We start from the raw sequence: 22,440 nt of genomic DNA, 5'->3' as shown, positions 1-22,440 counted from the left end.
CATATATTTATATTATTTTTTTATAATATTTCTCTTGCTATCCAAGCACAGGCTTCTGCATCCGCCAATGCGTGGTGATGATTTTCCAACTGATAGCCGCAGGTAGCGGCTACGGTGTGCAGTTGATGGTTCTCCAACTCAGGGAAGGCTTGCCGAGAAGCACAAAGCGTATCATAGAACTCATAATCGGGATAGTCCATTTGATAGACACGAAAGACTGCTTTTAGGCAACTTTCATCAAAGGGCTTGTTATGCGCTACCAATGGCAGTCCCTTAATCAGAGGCTCTATTTGTTTCCAGACTTCGGGAAATATTGGGGCATCAGTTGTATCATTGCTGCACAAGCCATGTACCTGACTGCACCAATAATTATAGTATTCTGGTTCTGGCTTGATGAGAGAGTAAAATGTATCTACAATCTCTTCACCACGTACTATCACGATGCCTATCGAACAAACAGATGAACGCTCGTTGTTGGCAGTTTCAAAGTCTATTGCTGCAAAATTCTGCATAGCCGTTAATTTATTGATTATCTTTGTTTATCAAGTTTACAACCACTTTCACCATTACATCTTTTTCCTCGGTACGGCTCTCTGCTATCATCAAAGTTAATGCGACAAGTGTGTTGTCAGCAATGCGTTTTCCGCCATTAGGTGAATAGAGTATGCCGTTTCTGTCTAAAAACCAAAGGAAGAGCATTGCTGCAATTCGCTTGTTTCCATCACTGAAGGAGTGATTCTTCACCACAAGATATAACAGCATAGCAGCTTTTTCCTCTACGGAAGGATAGAGTTCCACACCATCGAAGGTCTGGTAAATCTGCCCAACACTGCTTTTGAAGGAATCGTCTTTTTCATTGGCAAACCATTTGCTGCCGCCAAACTTGTTCTTCAGTTCGTTAATGGCTTGCATGGCTCCTTCGTAAGTAGCATGGAATTTTTCTTCATTTGTGGTTCGCTCTATAGATAACTCTTGATAATCATATTTGTCCAATGTGTCAAGGGCGTATGTATAATCAGAAATCACTTCAACCAGATTGACAGCATCCTCTGACGATAATGTTTCTTGTGCCCTAATTGTTCTGCTTAATACGGCAACCAGTTGTTTTAATTCGGTATAGTGTCGCTCTGATATGGATTTGTTTACGGCATAACCTTTCACCAAATATTCTTTTAACACCTTATTTGCCCAACGGCGAAAATCGACTCCATTTTTGGACTTTACGCGATAGCCGACTGATATAATTACATCCAGGTTGTAGAAATTCACATCATGAGTCTGACTTTTAGCTTCCATTGCACCATGTTGAGTGGTTGTCGCAAATTTTGCGACAACCACTTCTCCTGCCAGTTCTTCACGAATTGCATTATTGATGTGTTTACGGATGGTTTTTGAATCCCTTCCAAACAATTCTGCCATTTGGTTGGCATTTAACCATACCGTGTCTTTGTCTATCTCAACGCTCAATTGTGTTTCTCCATCAGCAGAACGATAGATTGCGACTTTATTGTTGTGGCGATATTCCTTTTCCATGATAATTTGTAATTAAGCAGTAAAGTCTTTCATAAAATAACCGAATTTTCATGTAAAACAGAGATGATGGATTTCAATTCTTTTATGATGCCATCGGATATGTCTGCAACATTTGTTCCAAACGAACGTAACTAAAAGTTTACTCTTTTATTTATAGAAATTCCGCACGAACATGCCTTTCACCGGTCTTTTCAATATCAAAGCTGCAAAAACGGCATGAATGAAACCTATTCCATAGGCAAATAACTGAATAAAAGCAGCCACAATCGACAAAAACGCGACCTTTATCCTTTTATTCAACCGCCAAGAATCGATAAAAAAGACAAATATTAATAAGAGCAAAGGAAGCAGGCAATACCAAGAAAAAAATATCCCTCCCAACAAGCACAACAAACAACCGATAACAAAACAAGCCGGCAGGAAATGCACCAATTTCAAAGAATGGGGGTGTAAAAGGTACAGATTGATCCGGGCCATACCCGAATTATACACCTGCTTGAAAAACTTTCGGAAAGAGGTGCGGCGTTTATGAAAAACATAGGCCTCGGGCAACAGACAGGTTTTAAATCCGGCAGCCATGATGCGGATACTCATATCGATATCCTCCCCAAAACGCAGACCGGAGAATCCCCCGGTAGCTTTCAGCACCTCCTGGGAAAAACCCATGTTAAAACTCCGGGGATGAAATTTTTCCATCGACTGTTTTTGTCCCCGTATACCTCCCGTAGTAAAAAAGGAGGTCATCGAATAATTAATGGCTTTCTGTATATTCGTAAAAGAATCGTGTGCCCGGTCGGGCCCTCCGAAAGCATCTACACCGGCCTCCTGGCAAGCTTGCCGTACCACCTGAGTATATTGCCGGGGAATAATACAATCCGAATCGAGAAAGACCACATATTTCCCTTCGGCTCTTTCGGCACCATAATTCCGGCTCAGGCCAGGTCCGCTATTTTCTTTAAAAAAATACTTGATATCGATAGCAGACTTATACTGCTCCACGATCCGGTCACAACGTACTGTCGAACCATCTTCGACAATAATGATTTCAAAATCACGGTTATCCTGAGCCGCCAGACTTTCCAACAATTCCTGAACCTCTTGCGGACGATTATATACGGGTACGATCAATGACAAATAAGGCATAAATCCAATTCCTAATTTTTCCAAAGGTAAAGAATATTTTTTCATTTGGAAAATCAGGATTGTAAAGACAAAGAAATATGATATGTATTATTATTATTTTAACTTTGCTACGTCAATATAGAATCGACCCAATGTCTGAATTGAAAAAAGTTTTAATTGTTACTTATTATTGGCCACCAGCTGGAGGACCGGCTATACAGAGGACTCTGAAATTCGTAAAATACATGAGGTTTTTCGGTTGGGAACCTGTTATATTAACTGTTGAAAACGGGGAATATCCGGCTATCGATCCTTCACTGATCCAAGAAATTCCGGATAACATACAGGTATATAAAACAAAAGCTTTCCAACCCTTCCAACTTTACCGGATGTTAACCGGTAAAAAAGGAAATACACATAATAATGCCAATGTTTTCGGCCAAAAGGATACAACTTTCGTCGAACGTTTAGCCAAATGGATACGCCTGAATTTATTCATTCCCGATGCCCGGATCGGATGGTATGCCTATGCAGTTAAAGCAGCAAAAAAAATCATCGAACAAGAGCACATCGATTTGATTTATTCTTCTTCTCCTCCACACAGTTTACAGCTTATAGCACAAAAAATAGCTAAACAGAATAAGATTAAATGGGTTGCAGATTTCAGGGATCCCTGGTCTGAATTGGTTCATTATCAATCTTACAAACGTACCTGGTTGACAAGAAAAATCGACAGTCATTTTGAAAAATCGGTTTTCCGTTCTGCCGACCGACTTGTTGCTGCGGCCAACGACTACGCGACATGTATCAAAACACATGTCGACCGGAAAATCGAAGTCATCTATAACGGTTATGATCCGAGTGATTTCCCAAAGCCAAAGTCCAGGAACACAGAGGATTTCCTGATCACTTACACGGGGGAACTATCCGAGGACAGAATACCCCATGCTTTATTACGTGCTCTCAGCCGCTTAGAACATTCCAATATAAAATTACAATTTATCGGGAATACATGCCCGGAATTGAAACAGGAAATACAGCGGCTGAACCTGGGCAACAAAGTGATGCTCAAACCTTATATGCCTCATATTGCTTCTATTGCAGAATTGCAACAATCCGATCTTTTGTTATTAGTGATCAATCAGGTCGCTAATGGCAAAGGTATTGTCCCCGGTAAAATTTTTGAATATTTAGGAACCCGTAAACCGATTCTTTGCTTAGGGGATCCCACAGGAGAAGCCGGTGAAATTATCAAAACCACGAATTCCGGGTTTTGTATCGCTCACCACAATGAAGAAGAAATTTTCACTTTATTGTCACGTCTTTCCTCAGGTGTTTTACCTGGCTTGAGCTTTCAAACCGAGCAATTCGAACGAAAAAATGAAACCGGACAATTATGTGATATTTTCAATACGTTAGTAAATAAGCCATCCTGAACATATTTTTCATCAATAGAGTAATCGAACAAAAATAGAAATTATGCAGAAGTCAGTATTGTTTATGGGTCTAGGATATATCGGTCTCCCGACAGCAGCACTCGTCGCCGATGCAGGCCTACAAGTGACCGGAGTCGATATCAATGAAAATGTGGTCAATAATATCAATAACTGTGACATCAGCAATCAGGAGCCAGGTTTACAGGAAATTGTAGAGAAAAATATCCGGAACGGCCGTTTAAAAGCTTCTCTCACTCCCAGTCCGAGTGATGTGTTTCTGATCGTAGTTCCGACCCCGTTCAATGAACATCATCAGCCTGACATATCCTATGTCACTGCCGCAACACGTCAGATTATCCCCTACTTAAAGAAAGGAGACCTATATATTCTCGAATCGACCTCTCCCGTCGGTACCACTCAAAAAATGGCACAACTGATTTTCAGTGAACGTCCGGAGTTAGAAGATCAGATCTTTATCGCCTATTGTCCGGAACGCATTCTGCCCGGTAATGCTCTGTACGAACTCAAACACAATGACCGGGTCATCGGTGGTTATACGCCGGAATCGACCCGAGAGGCTATGGCGTTCTATTCCCATTTTGTCAGCGGCTCCTTACATTCCACTAATTCCCCTACAGCAGAAATGTGTAAGTTAGTGGAAAATTCCTCCCGGGATGTACAGATTGCTTTTGCAAACGAGCTCTCTATTATATGCGACAAAGCAGGGATTAATGTATGGGAATTGATCCAACTGGCCAACAAACATCCTCGTGTCAATATTCTTCAACCCGGCGCCGGAGTAGGTGGTCACTGTATTGCAGTCGATCCTTATTTCATCACCTCCGATTTTCCTTTAGAGTCGCAATTGATCGGAAAAGCCCGGGAAATTAATAATTACAAAGCATTCTGGTGTGCAGAAAAAATTAAAAATACGATTCTTACTTACCAGCTTGAAAATAAAAGAAAGCCGAAAGTAGCTTTGATGGGACTTGCTTTCAAGGCAGATATCGATGATTTACGGGAAAGTCCGGCAAAATATATCGCAGAAAAAATAGTGTCTGAATTTCCCGAAGCCTGTCTGATTGTCGAACCTAATATTTCGCAACACCCACAATTTCAATTGTCGGAAACCGGATACGCTTACCGACAGGCCGATATTATCGCTTTTCTGGTTGCTCATAAAGAGTTTAAAACACTTCCTTATGACAACAGTAAGCTTATCCTTGATTTCTGTGGAATATTCAAAAAATAAATTGGATGAAAAAAATCTTATTCATTTTCGGAACGCGTCCTGAAGCGATAAAGATGGCGCCATTAATCAAAGAAACCGGGCAAAGCCGTTCGCTCGGAATCGAAATCTGTGTAACAGGGCAACACCGGGAAATGTTAGATCAGGTTTTAAAACTTTTCGATATATGTCCTGATTACGATTTGAATATCATGCAACCGGGCCAGGATTTATATGATATTACGAGTAGAATTCTTATAAATTTACGGGATATATTGCAGCAGTCCAAGCCGGATCTGGTATTAGTACACGGAGATACGACAACCTCTATGGCTGCCGCTCTGGCTGCTTTTTATCAACAGATTCCTGTCGGCCACATCGAAGCGGGCCTTCGGACACATCAGCCTTATAATCCCTGGCCGGAAGAAATGAACCGGCAGATCACCGGCCGGATTGCCGACTGGCATTTTGCCCCGACACAGAAAGCCCGGGCAAATCTATTGGCAGAAAACTGTCGGCCCGATCACATCTTTGTCACCGGCAATACGGTTATCGATGCCCTATTGTGGATTAACCGAAAAATAGAACAGGACAAAACCACACAAGAAAGTTTAAGGGAACAATTCAACAAGCTGGAGATTCCATCAGAAAAATTAGAAAACTGGAAACAACAAAAAAGAAGATTAGTACTCATTACAGGGCACAGACGTGAAAACTTCGGTGAGGGTTTCATGCATATCTGTCAAGCGATCAAACAGCTGGCCAGCCAATATCCTGAAGTAGATTTCGTCTACCCTGTGCATTTGAACCCGAATGTACGCCAGCCGGTGACTGAAATACTGGGTAATTCTCATTCCACCCCCAATATTTACCTGATTCCCCCTTTAGAATATCTGCCCTTTGTCTTCCTGATGGGAATCGCTTATTTTTTATTGACCGATAGTGGAGGTATACAGGAAGAAGCTCCCGGTTTAGGAAAACCGGTACTCGTTATGCGTGAAACGACAGAACGCCCTGAAGCCTTGGAAGCAGGTACAGCCAAACTCACAGGAACCCGTTCCGAAGAGATTATCCGGCTAGCCTCTTCTCTGTTGGACAATCCTGAGGAATACACCCGCATGAGCCAAGCCGTAAACCCTTACGGAGACGGTAAGGCAGCCAGGTATATCACCGGTATTCTGGAACAGATTTTATAAATTCTAATCCCTATGCCCGGAATGAAACAACTCATTTTTTTCACTGAAAGTTTTCCATACGGAAAAGGAGAAAGCTTTATAGAAAATGAAATCGAATATTTATCACGGGAATTCGACCGGATTTACATTCTGCCCAAAACCAGTTCCACCCAGGAGCAACGTTCTCTACCTGCAAATTGTATCGTTTTCCCTCCGATATTCCGAAGTTCGGGGGAACTTGTATTCAAAGGATTATTTTGTTTCAGTCCACTCTTTTATTTTTTCAAAAAATTGATATCGGAAAAAGCCTATACTTCTCTGTATAAATTCAAAAAGTATATCGCTACCGCCATTACCTGCCGGTGTATCCTTGCCGATAAAAACTTCAAACGGCTAAACCGGCAGTCCACGGAAAGTACTGTCTATTTTTATTGGGGCATCGGTATGGCCTACATCCTGCCTTTCATCCACAATAAAGACAAAAAAATAGTCCGTTTTCACGGAACTGATTTATATGCGGATTTACGTCCACATCAATATATCCCTTTCAGAAAGGAAGTATTCGAAAGCCTGAATAAGGCTGTTTTCATCTCCAAACAAGGTTTGGAATATGCGAAAAAGAATTTTGGACAATATAAATTCAGTGCCTATTGCAGTTATTTAGGTACTAAAGACCATGGGATTTCCAAAATAAAAAACGAGGATGGAGTTATTCATATCCTCAGTTGTTCTAATGTTGTCCCGGTAAAACGGGTTTCTTTGATCCTAAAATCCTTACTTTTGATTCCTGACCGTCCTATTCAATGGACACACATCGGAGGAGGAAAAGGATTCAATGCTTTACAACAACAGCTCCAACAACTACCAGCCAATCTGACCGTACACCTGACAGGAGCTATTACAAATCGGGAAGTGATCGGACATTATCTTCACCATCCAGTAGATATATTTGTCAATGTCAGTGCCAGTGAAGGTCTTCCCGTCAGTATTATGGAAGCCATTTCATTCAATATCCCTGTTATAGCGACTAATGTAGGAGGAACGAACGAAATCGTGACTTCCGAATCAGGAGTATTACTTGATCCTCACTTTTCCGCTCAGGAATTGGCCGACCAGATTGTCCGGGTATATGAACATAAAGACCGTTTCCATCCTCGCCGGTTATGGGAAGAAAAATTTAACGCGGGAAAAAATTATCCCCGATTTATCAGTCAGATATTGAATGATTAACAGGCTATTCAGGCTTTTAACTTTTGCATCTTAACCTTTCTTTTGTATTGTATATATGGACGTAGAACGAAGAGGGCTACATAACGGCAACAGACCGGAAAGACAGCCCATGACCATATTTTATATTTAAAAGGTAAGGATAATTTCATGGAGATATACTTTTCCTTATCTCTATAATACCAGCTTAACAACGTTTTGAAATCCTCAGCATTCCCAAGCAACAATACATCCCATAAGAATTTAATATACCGTTCTCTTATTGATATTTTCAAACACTCCAGGTAATACTCCGACTCAGCATGCTGAATCTCTATCCAATTATATATTCGTTTCAATACATCGAGAATCTGATTCATAACAGATAAAGGCAAAACCATCAGGTCTTGATAAGATAAAGAGTTTTTTCTCAAAACATAATAAGACAAATATTCCGGAACATAAGTAATCCGTTGATTAGTAGCTCTAAATAATAATTTGACAAAGAACTCTAAATCTTCCATGTAGTGACATCCTTCTGTAAAAGTAATATGCTCAGCGGAAAGAAATTTACGATCGATGAGCCAACAGTCTGTAGAAACCCGAAACGAACCGACCCTCAACTTCTCCTTCAATACGTCTACCGCTCCAAAATGGCCGGGATACCTCGTGATGGTATCCCCTCTTTTTTCAATATAACCACAAAAACAGGCTAATTCCCCTCCAGCCACTAATTTATGATACATCGACTCGAGAAAACGTCTATCCCAAAGATCGTCACTATCCAAAAAAGACACGAAATCACCGGTAGCCTTTTGAAGTCCTAGATTCCGGGCCGAAGATACTCCTCCATTCTCTTTATAAAAATACTTTATTCGCGCATCTTTGCATTGGTAATCTTTAATAATCTCACGTGTACGATCCGTACTTCCGTCATCGATCAAGATCAATTCAAAATCAGAATAGGTTTGATTCAAAACACTTTCGATTGTCTGCGCCAGATAATCAGCAGCATTATATGCAGGTATAATAATTGAAATCATATCACTCATCTTGAGAGGCTAAAGTTATAAATAAATTTTCCCATTTCTTCATAACCGATGGCAAAGCAAAACGAATAATATTCCGGCGGGCTTCATTTCCCACTTTCTGCCTCAGTGAAGAATCTGCCATTAACTGGCTCAATCGCTTTACAAATTCGTTCTCATCGCCTTCCTCTATCAAGAAACCATCCTGCCGGTCCTGAATAATATCCCGGGGACCGCATTTACAGGTATAAGCCACTACAGGTAATCCACATGCCATCGCTTCATGTAATACCATAGGAAAACCTTCATGCCGGGATGTCAACACATAAACCGAACTACCTAAATATTCCCGAATGATTTCTGCCCGTGGTGGACATATTTCTACCGATTTTAACTTCAATAACCCGATTTGCCGTTCCAAAGTATCTTGTAATTCCCCGGAGCCGATAATAGTTAATTTCCAATCCGGAAAATAAGGTTCTATTTCAGCCCAAACAGCGATTAAACGATCAAATCCTTTTTGTGCTGACAGACGTCCCACTGCAATAACTCTGGGAATAGACAAATCGGCAGATTCCTTAGGATAAAAAGTCAATGCATTCGGTATAACCACGATATTATCCTTTCTTCCCCAATCTTTTCGGTCTTCTTCCGTCAAAACCACCAGACGATCATAGTATTTTATCTTGTTTAAAAATCTTTTAATCTTATATCGGTTAATTATTCCTTTGACATTTTGATAACTAAAATAAGAAAAATGACATTCCAGTATTTTTTTACTTCCATCTTTCAATCGATACAACCATTCCCGCTCTCGTCCGGTCATCATGGAAATCGTAATATCAGGCTTTTCTTTCAATAATATTTCCTCTAACCGCCTTTGATGGCGTTTCGTATAAATTATTCTGCGTATCTTATTCCAAAAAATATTTTTTCCCCTACATGCTGCATAATCGATATCCAAATCATAAAACCGGATTTTATCCGAAAAATCAAAAGCCAAGGGTAGATTTTTTTGTTCATAGGTTATAATCACAACTTCCATTCCGGTCAATCCGGCCAAATAATTTGCTTTAATTGCCAGTATACGCTCCATACCGGCCATTCGAATTATATTTGGAATATTGTAAATTATTTTCATATAAATATAATTTTAAAATAGGCGAAAATAACCGAACTTTCTCTCAAATGCAAATGCCTTTGTTGTATTTAAACTCACAATATTATCCGTACCTTTGTCAAAATCTATATAAACAGGTATATGACACCCAAAGTAAGTATCATCGTCCCCATTTATAATGCCGGCAAATTCCTGGAAAAATGCCTGGATACACTTGTTAATCAAACATTAAAGGATATCGAAATCATTTTGGTTCTAGACTGTCCCACCGACGGTAGCGACCGGATCGCCCGGGAGTATGCCGAAAAAGATCCACGCATCCGACTGATAGTCAACGAACAAAATCTGAATATCGGTTTAAGCCGCAATGAAGGACTTAAAATCGCCCGGGGAGAATACATCGGTTTTTCGGACCACGATGACTGGAGGGAATTGGATATGTACGAAAAATTATACCAAAAGGCCAGGGAAGATCAGGCCGATATTGCCATCTCCAATTTCGACAGCATTTATCCGGATCGGATCATTCCTCATCCATATTACCCTGACTGTCCTAACCAAGAACAATTGAAACAAGAAATCTTCTCCCACCTCATCGGTGACTGGAAAAAGGAGCAGGAGTGGAGACCTTTTACCCATTGGGGGTATATGTGGCACATCCTCTACAAAAGAGAAATCTTGGAAAACCACAACATATGGTTTTCAGATAACAGAGAAATTACATACGAAGACCTGCTTTTTTTGATTCAGGTCTTTCATGCAGCCAACCGAATCACTTGTATTCCCCTGATACTCTATCATCATGTTTTTCACCAAAAAAACCAGGCAAGCAGTTATATCTACAATTCAACCCGACTGGTGATCAACCATTTAATGTACTTGGATCACTTCCTCACTACCCATCACCTCAGAGATGAACACCTATGGGACTATTTCTTTTCAACTTTACATGTTTTATGGCGTACCCTGAAAAATGAAATACATCACAAATCCTGTTATCAGGCTTTTATCCAATTAGTTACCATACGCAAAAATCCAACCATACGGCAATTGGTCCGGGAGGTCCCCTTTTCGGTCCGGATGGCCCGAAAATTGAAAATCCAAAAAACCGCTTTATGGCTTTTACTTCGGCTCTAACGACTATTTAAGAATCAAATCATTCCGGCAATTTCATATACCAAATAATTCTTTATCTTTGTTTGTTCATTATTCAAAAGTACAGTCATGACAAAAATCAATTTCAGATCTTGTTTGCCTTACGCCATTGCGCTTATTATATTTATCCTGATCGCTTATATTTATGCTTCACCTGTTTTGGAAGGGAAAATCATCAATCAAGCGGATATTTCCTCTTACCAGGGAGCTGCAAAAGAAAGAGACGATTATAAAAAACAGACAGGAGAAGAATCTTTCTGGACCAATTCGATGTTCAGTGGCATGCCGACAACCATGATCGGAGCTCATTACAAAGGAAACTATCTTGAAACTATCTACAATCATTTATTTTGGGGTCCACGCCCTGCTTCTTATCTGATCTTGACTTTTGTCAGTTTCTTTTTGCTGTTGCTTGCGATGGGAATCAATGTCCGGCTCTCTATTGTCGGAGCTTTGGCCTTCGGTTTATGTGCCTATAACTTTCAAATCCTGCAAGTGGGGCACAATTCGAAAATGGTAGCTATCGCTCTTATGCCGATGGTATTAGCCGGAGTGGTCTATGCTTATCGTAAAAAAGCATTTTTAGGGGCGGTTCTTTTCGGATTTGCCCTGTCTTTTGAAATTGCAGCCAACCATCCCCAAATCACTTTTTATCTGGGTATGATCATTCTGGCTTATGTTATCGCTCAATTGGTCTCTGCTATTAAAAACAAGACTTTACCTGCTTTCATCAAAACATCTTGTTTTGTGTTGTTGGCCACGATATTGGCAGCAGGTACGAACGTCAACCGACTTTGGCCCAACTGGGAATACAGTAAATACACGATGCGGGGCGGTTCTGAATTACAAATGGCTCATGCCCAAGGGAATCAGACCCAGGGTGGATTGAATAAAGAATATGCAACAGCCTGGAGTTACGGTATAGAAGAAACGCCGAATCTGCTTATTCCTAATTTTAACGGAGGAGCTTCAGCCAGTGAACTCAGTAAAAAATCCAAAACATATGAAATCTTAAAACAAGGAGGGGTTCCGAATGCTGAACAAGTCATCAAACAAATGCCGACCTATTGGGGACCTCAAGCCTTTACTGCCGGCCCGATGTATATGGGAGCGATTTCGGTGTTTTTGTTCGTATTGGGTTTAGTTGTTCTCCAAGGCACAACCAAATGGTGGATCGCCGGGATATCACTGTTAGCCTTACTATTGGGATGGGGAAAACATTTTATGTGGCTCTCCAGCTTGTTTTTCGATTACGTACCTCTATATAACAAATTCCGGGTACCTTCTATGATTCTAACCATCCTGCAGTTAACTATTCCTCTGTTGGGATTTTATAGTCTTCATCAGATTTTCTCGGATAAAATCGAGAAGAAAAGAGTCATTAAAGGACTGAAACTAGCCTTGGGGATTACAGGTGGTTTTTGTTTGTTATTCGCTCTTCTTCCAAGCCTTGCCGGTAGTTTTACTTCCCCGGCAGACAGCCAATTCCCGGATTGGCTACAACAAGCCCTACCCGAAGATCGCCAAAGTATGCTACGAAGTGATGCCTTCCGTTCATTACTTTTTATTCTGGCAGGTGCAGCTACCATTTGGGCCGGTTATATGAAAAAAATAAAATTATCCTCGTCCATAACCCTTCTCGGACTACTTATCATCTTAGATATGTGGAGTGTAGACAAACGGTATCTAAATAACGACCATTTCGTTACACCACGTGAATTTACTAACAATTTTAATTTACGGCCTGTCGATAAAGAGATATTGAAAGATACCGATATCCATTACCGGGTTTTGGATTTGGCCGTAAATACTTTTAACGACTCACATTCCAGTTTTTATCATAAAACAATCGGAGGATATAGTGCTGCTAAACTACAGCGTTATCAGGATATAATCGATTATCATCTGGTTCCTGAAATTCAGTCTTTAGCCAATGATTTGCAAAGAGGACAAACACGGGCAGATATAGATTCGAGCTTACAAAAGCTATCTGTCATCAACATGCTAAATACCAAATATATCATTCTATCAGCCAACAGCACACCGATCGAAAACACCGCCAGATCAGGAAATGCCTGGTTTGTCGAAAATTATCAACTCGTCGACACTCCTGATGAAGAAATTTTAAGCCTGAAAGCTATCGATCCTGAAAAGACAGCTATTATCGGCCGCGATTTTGCCCAGGCTGTAGCAGGTAAGAACATCCGGTTCGATTCAACCGCAACGATTCAACTGACTTCCTACGCTCCTAATAAACTGACTTATAAAACAAAAGCCTCCCAGGAACAACTGGCTGTATTCAGTGAAGTATATTATCCCGAAGGCTGGCAAGCTTACATCGACGACCAACCCGGTGAACTATTCCGTACCGATTATATTTTACGAGGCCTGTCTGTTCCGGCAGGGGAACATACTATTACTTTAGTGTATAATCCAAGATCTGCTTATCAGGGAGCTCTGATCTCACAAATCAGTTCCATTTTATTAATTTTAGCTCTTCTGGGAAGTATTATCGGGTATATCAGAAAAAATCGGAAGTGTTCCTCGGATCAGGCCTAACAAAGTATTTTCACCATTTACCGTAAAAAAAGTAATGGAAATTCATATCACCAAAAAAGATGTTTTGTGGGGATACATTGCCCAATTCTTTAACATCGGAGCAGGAATACTTTTACTCCCGGTGATATTAAAACTTCTCCCGGCAGATATATTGGGAGTCTGGTACATTTTCCTGACTATTTCGAGTCTGGTACAAATGATCGACTTCGGTTTTCAGCCGACTTTCACCCGAAATGTCGCCTATGTATTCAGTGGTGCTGTAAAACTTCAGGCCAAAGGTCTGGATAAAGGCCAAACTCATCTGGATCATCCCAACTACCCGCTTCTCAAAAACATGATTTCCGTGATGAAACGTTTTTACGGAGGTATTTCGCTTTTGGTCATTTTTCTCCTCCTGACTGCAGGTAGTTGGTATATCGATGATCGAACAAACCACATCGCAGCTAATGAAGAAATCATGATTTCATGGTTTATATACACCACTTCCACCGTTTTAAATCTTTATTATTCCTATTATAATGCATTACTAGTGGGTAGAGGCCTTGTAAAAGAAAACAACCAACTCATCATTATCACCCGTTCCACCTATCTCGTTTTAGCCGCCTTGGGTCTGATTGCAGGCTATGGCTTAATTGCAGTAGCCACAGCCAACTTTCTATCTATTATTATCAATCGGTTGGTGGCGATTCATTTTTTCTACCGAAACGGTCTCCGCAAAATCCTCCGGAATACCCAAGCAACAAAAGAAAAATTATTACCTATTTTATGGGTAAATGCCAAAAAAAATGGATTAAGCAGTTTGGGTGGATATTTTGTCCAAAAAGGCAATTTGCTTTTCATATCTATGTTTTTACCTCTGGAAACAGTTGCCAGTTATGGTCTAACCGTTAATCTTATAAATATTCTGTCAGGGGTATCCCCACTTTATTTAGGCACTCATATTCCTGAAATCTACAAGGATAGGATCGACAATAACCTCCCGGATATCCGCAGAATATTCGGAGAAGGTATTTTTGTATTCTACCTTCTATATATCCTCGGAGCCTTATGCCTGGTCCTATTAGGTCCCTGGGCTTTGGAACTATTTCACAGTAAAACCCAACTTTTACCTCCAGGTCCTCTTTTACTGATGTTGTTTGTACAATTTTTAGAATCCAACCATGGTATGGCAGCCACTTTAATTACTACCCGTAATGAAGTTCCTTACCTGAAAGCTGCCTTGATTTCCGGCTTTTTTATCGCCCTGTTTTCCCTGACTTCTCTCTATTATACCGATTGGGGAATCTGCGGTGTCGTTGCTTTGACCGGTTTGGTACAAATCAGCTACAATAACTGGAAATGGCCTCTGATGGTCAGCCAGGAATTGGAAAAAAGTTATCCGCAATTAGTGAAGATCGGGTTCCTTTCTTTACGGACCTGGTTAAAACAATATCTGGTAAAGAAAGGAATCCGGTACTAGAAGACATATCCGAACCCGAAGTTCAGATAAACATTATACATCTTGAAGCTGATACTTTCAAAATCACCGGGAAAAATAGAATTCAACCCCCAGGTCAGATCTGCATAAACACTCAAATGTTTATATGCCCGCCATTCAGCTCCGGCATCCAATCCCCACTGAAATTTACGCAAGTCGCCCGAAAAATCGTAAGTTGCTTCCGTGACATTCGCTTTGGTACCGGTCGGATCTCCTTCACGGATATATCCGTCATAGGCTACTCCGGAAAAATCTCCGTTAGTCAGAATAGAAATATACGGGCCGAATTTCAAATCCCAACGGGGTGACACTTTATAAATAACCTGAAAAGGCAGAGTGATATATGAATTTTTTACATTCGTCTTTACATTTCCTGTCCAATTGCCTTCGACATGTCCCAGCACTTCCCCATCATACGAATCCATCACCATGTAATAATTTTTCACCCTGGCATCGGTTTTCATCCCTTTGTTCTCGAGGCGGATTCCGAACAACCCTCCCCATTTCCGGTTCCGGTCGAACCATTTAATGATATTTCCTTCGATAGCAAGCTGAGCACCCGGCCGGTAACTATTGATTTCCCGGATTTCTGCCGGCAAGGGTAATGGAGAAGTTCCTCCGATATTGACTCCTGCTTTAATCCGATACTCCAATCCTTTCAAGGTAGAGCGAACCAAAGCACCCGGTTTCTTGTTTTCAGCAAAAACAGCTCCTGTTACCAGTAAAAAAACAATCAGGTATATACTCTTTATCGTTTTCATTGTCTCAATTCTTATTTTTCACAAACGATCTCTACTTTATCGATACACAAGGTACTCCCTACAGAACCGGCAAAATATGCCCCATATTTGCTGGAAGTGAAAACTACAGCCAGATTATACTCGTAATTCTTCATTTTTTTTTCGCTGAAAGGCAGATACTTACCCGTTCCATCATCTGACGGATCCCGCTGGTCCCGGATGAATTTCGGCCAATCGATCGGTATGCGCGATCCGTAGTGAAAATCGACATGAAATGCAGTAAACTCATCTTTCTTTTCTACCTCTACCCGGGCCAAAGCAACGATATACTCACTGGTCAGCACATTGTTTCCGTCCAATGCTTTTCCATCGAGTTCTGCCGCTTCATATAAAACAGCATAAATATCTCCCTCATCTTCCTGCCCGGGAATCGTGACAGTATTTCCATTTTTATCTTTCGCCTTGAAAGGTTGGGTACCGGGAGTGTACTTGTAATATCCCTTGAGTTGCAGCGGTTTTTTCCCGAAAGGCAATCCGAAACGAGTGGCTTTCAACGGTTTTTGTACGGCATTATTTACATCGAAACTGCCCAGGAATAAGTTTCCTGCCGCAATGGGCATTTTAACCGTCTCTCCGAACTGTCCTGTGCTCTTCGTCTCCAACTTGATGGCTCTGCTTCCATCTATTCCATTTTCGATAGAAACCGTAGGATATTCCTGCGGATTCCGGCCGACACCCGTCAAGGCAAAACCTGAATTTCCGGAAGCCCAAATATATTGTTTAAACAGGGCTGTTCCTTGTGTTTCCTCGAAAAACACCTGATATTTCCCCGTTTCATTCAGTTCATAGTGTTCAAAATCATATCGAAGCGGCAAATCGAATGTATCGATGATCACCGAATATTCTTTATGCCAATTTCCGTCCTCGGAGGTTACGGTAAATTTCTGGGGATGCGAATAGTCCATCACTCGGGCCGGATCGGGCGAAATGTTTGCCCCTTCCGTCAAGGTCACCTCTAAAGCCAGTTTTGTCAGGTCGATACTCGGATTAGCCTGGGCCAGCACCTGAGCATTGTTGATGATAATATTTCCTTTAATATTTGTTTCCGGTGATCCCTTTGCATTTAAAATCTTACATGCCATAATATCTGCTTCTGCATTTAAAGGCTCGCTTTGAATACAAGCTCCCAATCCTCCGACCATCAACAGATACAAAAAACATTTTTTCATACTTCTCTTGCTTTAATTTCAATAAATCAGGCTACAAAGGTAGAATAAATTAGTCAAAGTCCATACAGCCAGTACAATTTATCGAGTATCCCGGCCTATAACAAGCTATTCTTTTTTATCCAAAATGGTCGTCATTGCATCAATTCCGGAGTCGTATCTACCCATTTATATAATTTATCACCACGCCGGATTTTTCCAGGCACCTGAACCGAAAACAATATTCCTTTTTCCACCTTTTCCACTGGCTGTAAATCGACCCTTATCTCAGGTACTTTCATTTGAATCGTTCCGGTTGTAGGACCTTGTATCAATATTTCGTCCCCAACTTTCAAGTCGAAAGATTCCAGTTTAAACTCTGCGACCTGCAAATTGGTAAAATAATTGGTCACTTTGCCAAGCAGAATTTTCTTTTTTGTCGCTTTCGAACCATATACCTCGCTCCATTCCCCTAAGCGTTGCCCCAAATAATATCCATTCCAGAATCCACGGTTGAAGACTGTCGCCAAGCGTTTTTTCCAAATCCGGATCTTATCCGCTGAATAGGTATCGTCGAGATAAGCATTTATCGCTTCGTTATAACACTCACAAACCGTACGTACATATTCGGCGGAACGGGCACGCCCCTCGATCTTGAAAACCCGCACACCGGCGTCGATCATTTTATTGATAAAACCAATTGTGCAAAGGTCTTTGGGCGACATGATGTATTCATTTTCAATATCGAGTTCGACTTCATTTTCGCGATCTTTGACCGTATAGGCTCTCCGGCAAATCTGATTACAGGCTCCCCGGTTAGCAGAAGCGTTTTTCTCGTGCAAACTCAAATAACATTTCCCTGAAACAGCCATACAAAGAGCCCCATGAGCAAACATTTCAATTTTGATCAGCCCTCCATTCGGTCCCCGTAAATCCTCCCCGACGATGCGACGATGGATTTCCATGACTTGCTCCAATACCACTTCGCGGGCCAAAACGATCACATCGGCATATTGGGCGAAGAAACGAACTACTTCGAAATTAGTGACATTACACTGAGTACTGATATGCACTTCGACTCCTACAGAACGTGCATACAAAATAGCGGCCAAATCGGATGCAATGATAGCAGTGACTCCGGCTTCACCGGCACAATCGATCACTTGCCGCATTTTCTCTAACTCTTGATTATAAATTACGGTATTGACAGTCAGATAGGTTTTCACCCCTTTCTCCGAACAAACCGATACGATATTTTTCAAATCCTCCAGCGTGAAATTTGCTGACGAACGTGCCCGCATATTCAATCCTTCCACACCGAAATAAACCGAATCCGCACCTCCCTGCAAAGCAGCATATAAAGATTCATAAGAACCTACAGGCGCCATCACTTCAAAATCTTTTCTGGTCATAACCTCATCCATTTGAAATACAAAGGTAAAATAAATAAATCGCAAAATTTATCCCGGATTTTTATTTTTGGCACAAACAAATCTATACCCCAAAAGTATAACTACAAAACCGACTTATTTCCCGCAAAATGAAAACTCAGACCAAAGCCCCTTCACTGATACAAGCAATTCTTCCATTGATTGTTCTGATCGCCCTACTCTCGTTTAATGTCAGTTATTTCGACGATCCTTTGGGGGGCTCTAATCAAATAGCCTTAATCATCGCAGCAAGTATCTGTAGCATCCTGGCCCTTTTCAATCATGTCAGCTGGCATGAAATCCAACGAAAAATATTGCAGACCATTAATTCGGCTATGACGGCGATACTTATTCTGTTATTGATCGGTTCGCTAAGTGGTTCCTGGATGCTGAGCGGAGTCATTCCAGCTATGATTTACTATGGAGTAGATATCATGCACCCGTCCTACTTCCTGGTGGCCTCTGTCGTCCTTTGTGCTATTGTATCTCTGGCAACAGGCAGTTCCTGGTCGACGATCGCCACTGTAGGTGTAGCTATCGTGGGAGTCGGTAATGCTTTCGGACTTCATCAGGGGCTTGTAGCAGGTGCCGTCATCTCAGGAGCCTATTTCGGCGATAAAATGTCCCCGCTCTCAGACACGACAAACCTGGCTCCTACAATTGCAGGAACGGATCTTTTCACTCATATCCGCTACATGGTATACACCACTTTCCCAACTTTAATTCTCACGTTGATCATATTCGGAATCATCGGCCTATATCAATTAAATACAGATACTGCCATAGATACCGGCTTTATAAAAAAGGGCCTGGAAAGTAGTTTCCACATTACTCCCTGGTTATTATCGGTCCCTGTTTTACTCATTATTATTATTATAAAAAAAGTTCCCCCCATACCTGCCATGCTGGGTGGAGTTGTTCTCGGAGTTATTTTCGCCCTCATTTTTCAACCTGATCTCCTCGATCAGCTGATCGCTCAAGAAAAGTTCCACAACACCTATCAGTTGATCATCCAAGCTGTCGGAAGTAGAATGACACTGAGCACAGGGGTATCCGAAGTCGACGAATTGTTGACAACAGGAGGAATGGAAGGTATGCTCGATACAGTTTGGCTAATTATTGCAGCTCTTACTTTCGGAGGAGTGATGGAAGCCAGCGGATCCTTAAAAAGAGTGGGTGAAGCTTTTATGCATTTTATTTATAACGACACTTCGCTGGTCAGCACGACCATACTGACTTGTATCTTCTTCAATATCACAGCCTGCGATCAATATCTTTCTATAGTCGTACCCGGTAAAATGATGCAAAAAATTTACGAACAAAGAGGCTTGAAACCCGAAGTCCTCAGTCGGGCTCTGGAAGATTCTGCGACAGTCACTTCCGTATTGGTCCCCTGGAATACTTGTGGAGCTACCCAATCACGGGTACTCGGCGTACCTACGATCGAATACCTCCCTTATTGTTTCTTTAATTTAATTTCCCCGCTGATGAATATTTTCATCACGATCATCCATTATAAAATACGAAGAATTAAAGTAAAAGCATAAGTAAATGACCGATAAATAATGATTTCTTTGAAAATAGAATCAAAACCTAAGTTTATTTTGTTACTTATTCGTCTTCGGTGTTCGTGTTTGGAGACCCGGTCGCTTCTGTCGGTCGTCTACCTTTTTCTTTCACTGACCGGCGGTGTCTGACGAACGTAGTGAGGAGTTCCGCCGGTCAGTGAAGGAAAGCCTTAACGGACCGTTCCAGGCGAACCGGTCCTCCGGTATAAAGCCCGGAATCGGAATAGAAAGAAAAAAAATTAAACCTACCATTCTTTAGTGATAACGGTTATACAAACCACAATGGTTAGACCAGACTTCCGTAACTATTTATAAACTAATTTTATTTTAGAATTATATTTTACAACTAAAAAATTAGTTATACATTTGTCTGTAAAAAGAAATTCAATAAAAACAACTATGAAAGAATTAACAAGAGCAGAAGAACAAATTATGCAAGTGCTTTGGGATTTAGGAAAAGGTTTTGTGAAAGATATTATAGATAAACTTCCGGAGCCCAGGCCAGCTTACAACACAGTCTCTACCATCGTTCGGATTTTGCAGGATAAAGGATTTGTCGGTCACGAAACTTTTGGGAAAAGTCATTGTTATTATCCTTTGGTAGCCAAAGATACTTATACCAAAAAATTTTTAAAGAATTTCATCGGTAACTATTTTGGAAATTCATTCAGCCAAATGGTTTCTTTTTTTGCCAAAGAGGAAAACATTGATTTGAAGGAATTGGAAGAAATTCTAAAACGTGCAGACGAAGCACGACGATCAGAAAACTAACTCTTTAAAATCTATCCTCCATGCAAACTTTCCTCCTTTACATGATCAAATCTTCAACAATTCTGATCGTATTATTGACCTATTATCAATTTTTCCTGAAAAGACAGACTTTCTTTAATCTGAACCGGATTTTTTTGCTAGGCGTATTGATCCTATCGGCATTGCTTCCCTTTATTTCCATTGAAATAAACCGGAACGATATGATCGGTTTTCCCACTCTCGCCTCAGTCAGTGAATTGTTGGAGGAAAACCAGATAGGGAAAAGCAGTCAAAGCACGCTTATTACAGCCACAGAACAGCCGATCCCTATGATTCCCCTACTTTATGGGATCGGAGTTGTGTTTTTTTTCCTTCGTTATTTAACCACTCTATGCCGGCTATGCTTATTCGTTCATCGAAATCCACGCAAACGATTACATGGATTGTATATGATCCAAATTCAGGAAGGCCTACCTACTTTCTCCTTCTTTAATTATCTGTTTATCAACACCCACTCTTTGAGTCAGGAAAACAGACGGAAAATATTTGCACACGAAAAAATTCACATACAACAATGCCACAGTCTGGATTTGTGTATAGCCGAGATCATCTGCATCGCCAATTGGTTCAATCCTTTTGTGTGGTTAATAAAACAGCTTATTCTCGAAAACCACGAATATATCGCCGATCAACAGGTTATCCGTAAATATAAAATCAGCGGATACCTTGAATTACTCATTCAGCAAAGTCTGAAAGGAGCCTTTTCTTTTACGAACTATTTTTCGTGTTCGAATCTAAAAAAAAGAACCATTATGTTGACCAAAAAACAATCCCGCAAATTCCAGATGATCAATTATATTCCGGCATTTTTATTAGCCGGAATGCTATTTTATCTCTTCTCTTGTAAAAACATGTGCGAAGAACCGGAGTCGCCGGAGCTTCAAGTTTTTCAGATTGTAGAGAATATGCCTCAATTTTCAGGCGATCTCTCCAAGTGGGCGACACAAAATATCAAATACCCTTCAAAAGCGATCGAAGCAGGAATCGAGGGGAAAGTGTATGTCAATTTTATTATCGACTCGACAGGTCGGGTCGGACATGCTGAAATACAACGAAGTACCCAGTCACTATTGAATGCCGAAGCCTTAAAAGGAATCGAGGCCATGCCCGATTGGATTCCGGGAAAACAAAGAGGAAAAGCGGTGCGAGTAATTTATACCCTGCCTGTTACTTTCAGTCTCAAAGACCAAGCCGGCAACTTCGCTCCGAAGGTTACCATAATTCCTCCCCATAACGAGGCCAAAACACCGACATTAGTGAAAGATTCTTCTGAAACAGAAAACAGTACGGAGGTTTGCATATTTCAGGTAGTTGAAGAGATGCCCGAATTTGCAGAGGGAAACGTGGCGGAATGGATCATGAAAAATATCAAATATCCGAAAGAAGCAATAGAAGCAAATATTACAGGTAAAGTCTTTGTTCAGTTCGTTATTGAAAAAGACGGAAGCATTACAAATGCTAAGATCGCCAGAAGTGCATCTACTCTGCTGGATGCAGAAGCTTTACGAATTGTAAATAATATGCCCCAATGGATCCCGGGAAAACAAAGAGGTAAAGCGGTCAGAGTCGCTTACACTTTACCCATAAGCTTTTCATTGGAGTAAGATAGAAAGCGTATTATTTTTTTTCCTATCTTTGCTTTATAATT

General features: G+C 40.9%; 18 protein-coding genes. 10 read left to right on the top strand and 8 right to left on the bottom strand.

Translation table 11 applies throughout. The annotated features are described in order from the left end of the window. Positions 1-20: 20 nt before the first annotated feature. From AC5RDS_RS12840 to AC5RDS_RS12830, 3 genes are all read right to left on the bottom strand, one after another. Entirely contained in the window at positions 21-512 is a 492-nt protein-coding gene (locus AC5RDS_RS12840; protein ID WP_013612671.1) for a 3'-5' exonuclease, read from the bottom strand. A 10-nt stretch (positions 513-522) separates the two neighbouring features. After that, a complete protein-coding gene (locus AC5RDS_RS12835) occupies positions 523-1,533 on the bottom strand; it encodes a virulence RhuM family protein/type II toxin-antitoxin system death-on-curing family toxin (protein WP_013612672.1) in 1,011 nt (336 codons plus the stop codon). A gap of 147 nt (positions 1,534-1,680) precedes the next feature. After that, on the bottom strand, positions 1,681-2,721 hold the full coding sequence (locus tag AC5RDS_RS12830; RefSeq protein WP_013612673.1) for a glycosyltransferase: 1,041 nt from the start codon (positions 2,719-2,721) through the stop codon (positions 1,681-1,683). Between the two features lie 179 nt (positions 2,722-2,900). Between AC5RDS_RS12830 and AC5RDS_RS12825 the strand changes: the two genes are divergently transcribed. The 4 genes from AC5RDS_RS12825 to AC5RDS_RS12810 are packed head-to-tail and all read left to right on the top strand — an operon-like array spanning position 2,901 to position 7,724. Continuing rightward, positions 2,901-4,091 carry a glycosyltransferase gene (locus tag AC5RDS_RS12825; RefSeq protein ID WP_175315823.1) on the top strand — a complete coding sequence of 397 codons (1,191 nt, stop codon included), beginning with the start codon at positions 2,901-2,903 and terminating at the stop codon, positions 4,089-4,091. A 43-nt stretch (positions 4,092-4,134) separates the two neighbouring features. Continuing rightward, positions 4,135-5,343, top strand: a complete 1,209-nt coding sequence (gene wecC / locus AC5RDS_RS12820; protein ID WP_118108313.1) for a UDP-N-acetyl-D-mannosamine dehydrogenase — start codon at positions 4,135-4,137, stop codon at positions 5,341-5,343. 5 nt (positions 5,344-5,348) lie between these two features. Continuing rightward, entirely contained in the window at positions 5,349-6,515 is a 1,167-nt protein-coding gene (gene wecB, locus AC5RDS_RS12815) for a non-hydrolyzing UDP-N-acetylglucosamine 2-epimerase (protein ID WP_013612676.1), read from the top strand. 12 nt (positions 6,516-6,527) lie between these two features. Then, positions 6,528-7,724 (top strand): glycosyltransferase, encoded by a 1,197-nt coding sequence (locus AC5RDS_RS12810; RefSeq protein ID WP_175315822.1) that lies wholly within the window; start codon positions 6,528-6,530, stop codon positions 7,722-7,724. 8 nt (positions 7,725-7,732) lie between these two features. On the opposite strand, the gene AC5RDS_RS12805 is transcribed toward AC5RDS_RS12810, so the two are convergent. Both AC5RDS_RS12805 and AC5RDS_RS12800 read right to left on the bottom strand, forming a co-directional pair. Further along, positions 7,733-8,743, bottom strand: a complete 1,011-nt coding sequence (locus AC5RDS_RS12805; protein WP_157741850.1) for a glycosyltransferase family 2 protein — start codon at positions 8,741-8,743, stop codon at positions 7,733-7,735. Position 8,744: 1 nt separating this feature from the next. After that, on the bottom strand, positions 8,745-9,869 hold the full coding sequence (locus AC5RDS_RS12800; protein ID WP_013612679.1) for a glycosyltransferase family 4 protein: 1,125 nt from the start codon (positions 9,867-9,869) through the stop codon (positions 8,745-8,747). 120 nt (positions 9,870-9,989) lie between these two features. Between AC5RDS_RS12800 and AC5RDS_RS12795 the strand changes: the two genes are divergently transcribed. From AC5RDS_RS12795 to wzx, 3 genes are all read left to right on the top strand, one after another. Beyond that, positions 9,990-10,985 carry a glycosyltransferase gene (locus tag AC5RDS_RS12795; protein WP_013612680.1) on the top strand — a complete coding sequence of 332 codons (996 nt, stop codon included), beginning with the start codon at positions 9,990-9,992 and terminating at the stop codon, positions 10,983-10,985. Positions 10,986-11,072: 87 nt separating this feature from the next. Continuing rightward, positions 11,073-13,562: a YfhO family protein gene (locus AC5RDS_RS12790; protein ID WP_013612681.1), complete on the top strand. Its 2,490-nt coding sequence runs from the start codon at positions 11,073-11,075 to the stop codon at positions 13,560-13,562. A gap of 34 nt (positions 13,563-13,596) precedes the next feature. Next, positions 13,597-15,021 (top strand): O-unit flippase-like protein, encoded by a 1,425-nt coding sequence (wzx, locus tag AC5RDS_RS12785; RefSeq protein WP_013612682.1) that lies wholly within the window; start codon positions 13,597-13,599, stop codon positions 15,019-15,021. Here the strand turns inward: wzx and AC5RDS_RS12780 are convergent. The 3 genes from AC5RDS_RS12780 to AC5RDS_RS12770 all read right to left on the bottom strand — a co-directional run bounded on the left by AC5RDS_RS12780 (position 15,018) and on the right by AC5RDS_RS12770 (position 18,396). Further along, positions 15,018-15,800, bottom strand: a complete 783-nt coding sequence (locus AC5RDS_RS12780) for a porin family protein (protein WP_013612683.1) — start codon at positions 15,798-15,800, stop codon at positions 15,018-15,020. The genes wzx and AC5RDS_RS12780 overlap by 4 nt on opposite strands. Before the next feature lie 11 nt (positions 15,801-15,811). Then, on the bottom strand, positions 15,812-17,008 hold the full coding sequence (locus AC5RDS_RS12775; protein ID WP_013612684.1) for a PCMD domain-containing protein: 1,197 nt from the start codon (positions 17,006-17,008) through the stop codon (positions 15,812-15,814). 131 nt (positions 17,009-17,139) lie between these two features. Next, the gene (locus AC5RDS_RS12770; protein ID WP_013612685.1) at positions 17,140-18,396 is read right to left on the bottom strand and encodes a peptidase U32 family protein; all 1,257 of its coding nucleotides are present in this window, start codon (positions 18,394-18,396) and stop codon (positions 17,140-17,142) included. Positions 18,397-18,524: 128 nt separating this feature from the next. On the opposite strand from AC5RDS_RS12770, the gene nhaC reads away from it, so the two are divergent. From nhaC to AC5RDS_RS12755, 3 genes are all read left to right on the top strand, one after another. Then, positions 18,525-19,961: a Na+/H+ antiporter NhaC gene (nhaC, locus tag AC5RDS_RS12765; protein ID WP_046402596.1), complete on the top strand. Its 1,437-nt coding sequence runs from the start codon at positions 18,525-18,527 to the stop codon at positions 19,959-19,961. Positions 19,962-20,381: 420 nt separating this feature from the next. Then, positions 20,382-20,753 carry a BlaI/MecI/CopY family transcriptional regulator gene (locus AC5RDS_RS12760; protein WP_013612687.1) on the top strand — a complete coding sequence of 124 codons (372 nt, stop codon included), beginning with the start codon at positions 20,382-20,384 and terminating at the stop codon, positions 20,751-20,753. Positions 20,754-20,773: 20 nt separating this feature from the next. Beyond that, on the top strand, positions 20,774-22,396 hold the full coding sequence (locus tag AC5RDS_RS12755; RefSeq protein ID WP_087395142.1) for a M56 family metallopeptidase: 1,623 nt from the start codon (positions 20,774-20,776) through the stop codon (positions 22,394-22,396). Positions 22,397-22,440 lie beyond the last annotated feature (44 nt).

The sequence above is a fragment of the Odoribacter sp. genome, from assembly GCF_985060555.1.
Note: the sequence above shows the minus strand (reverse complement) of the source record. Positions and strands in the feature narration are given on the sequence as shown.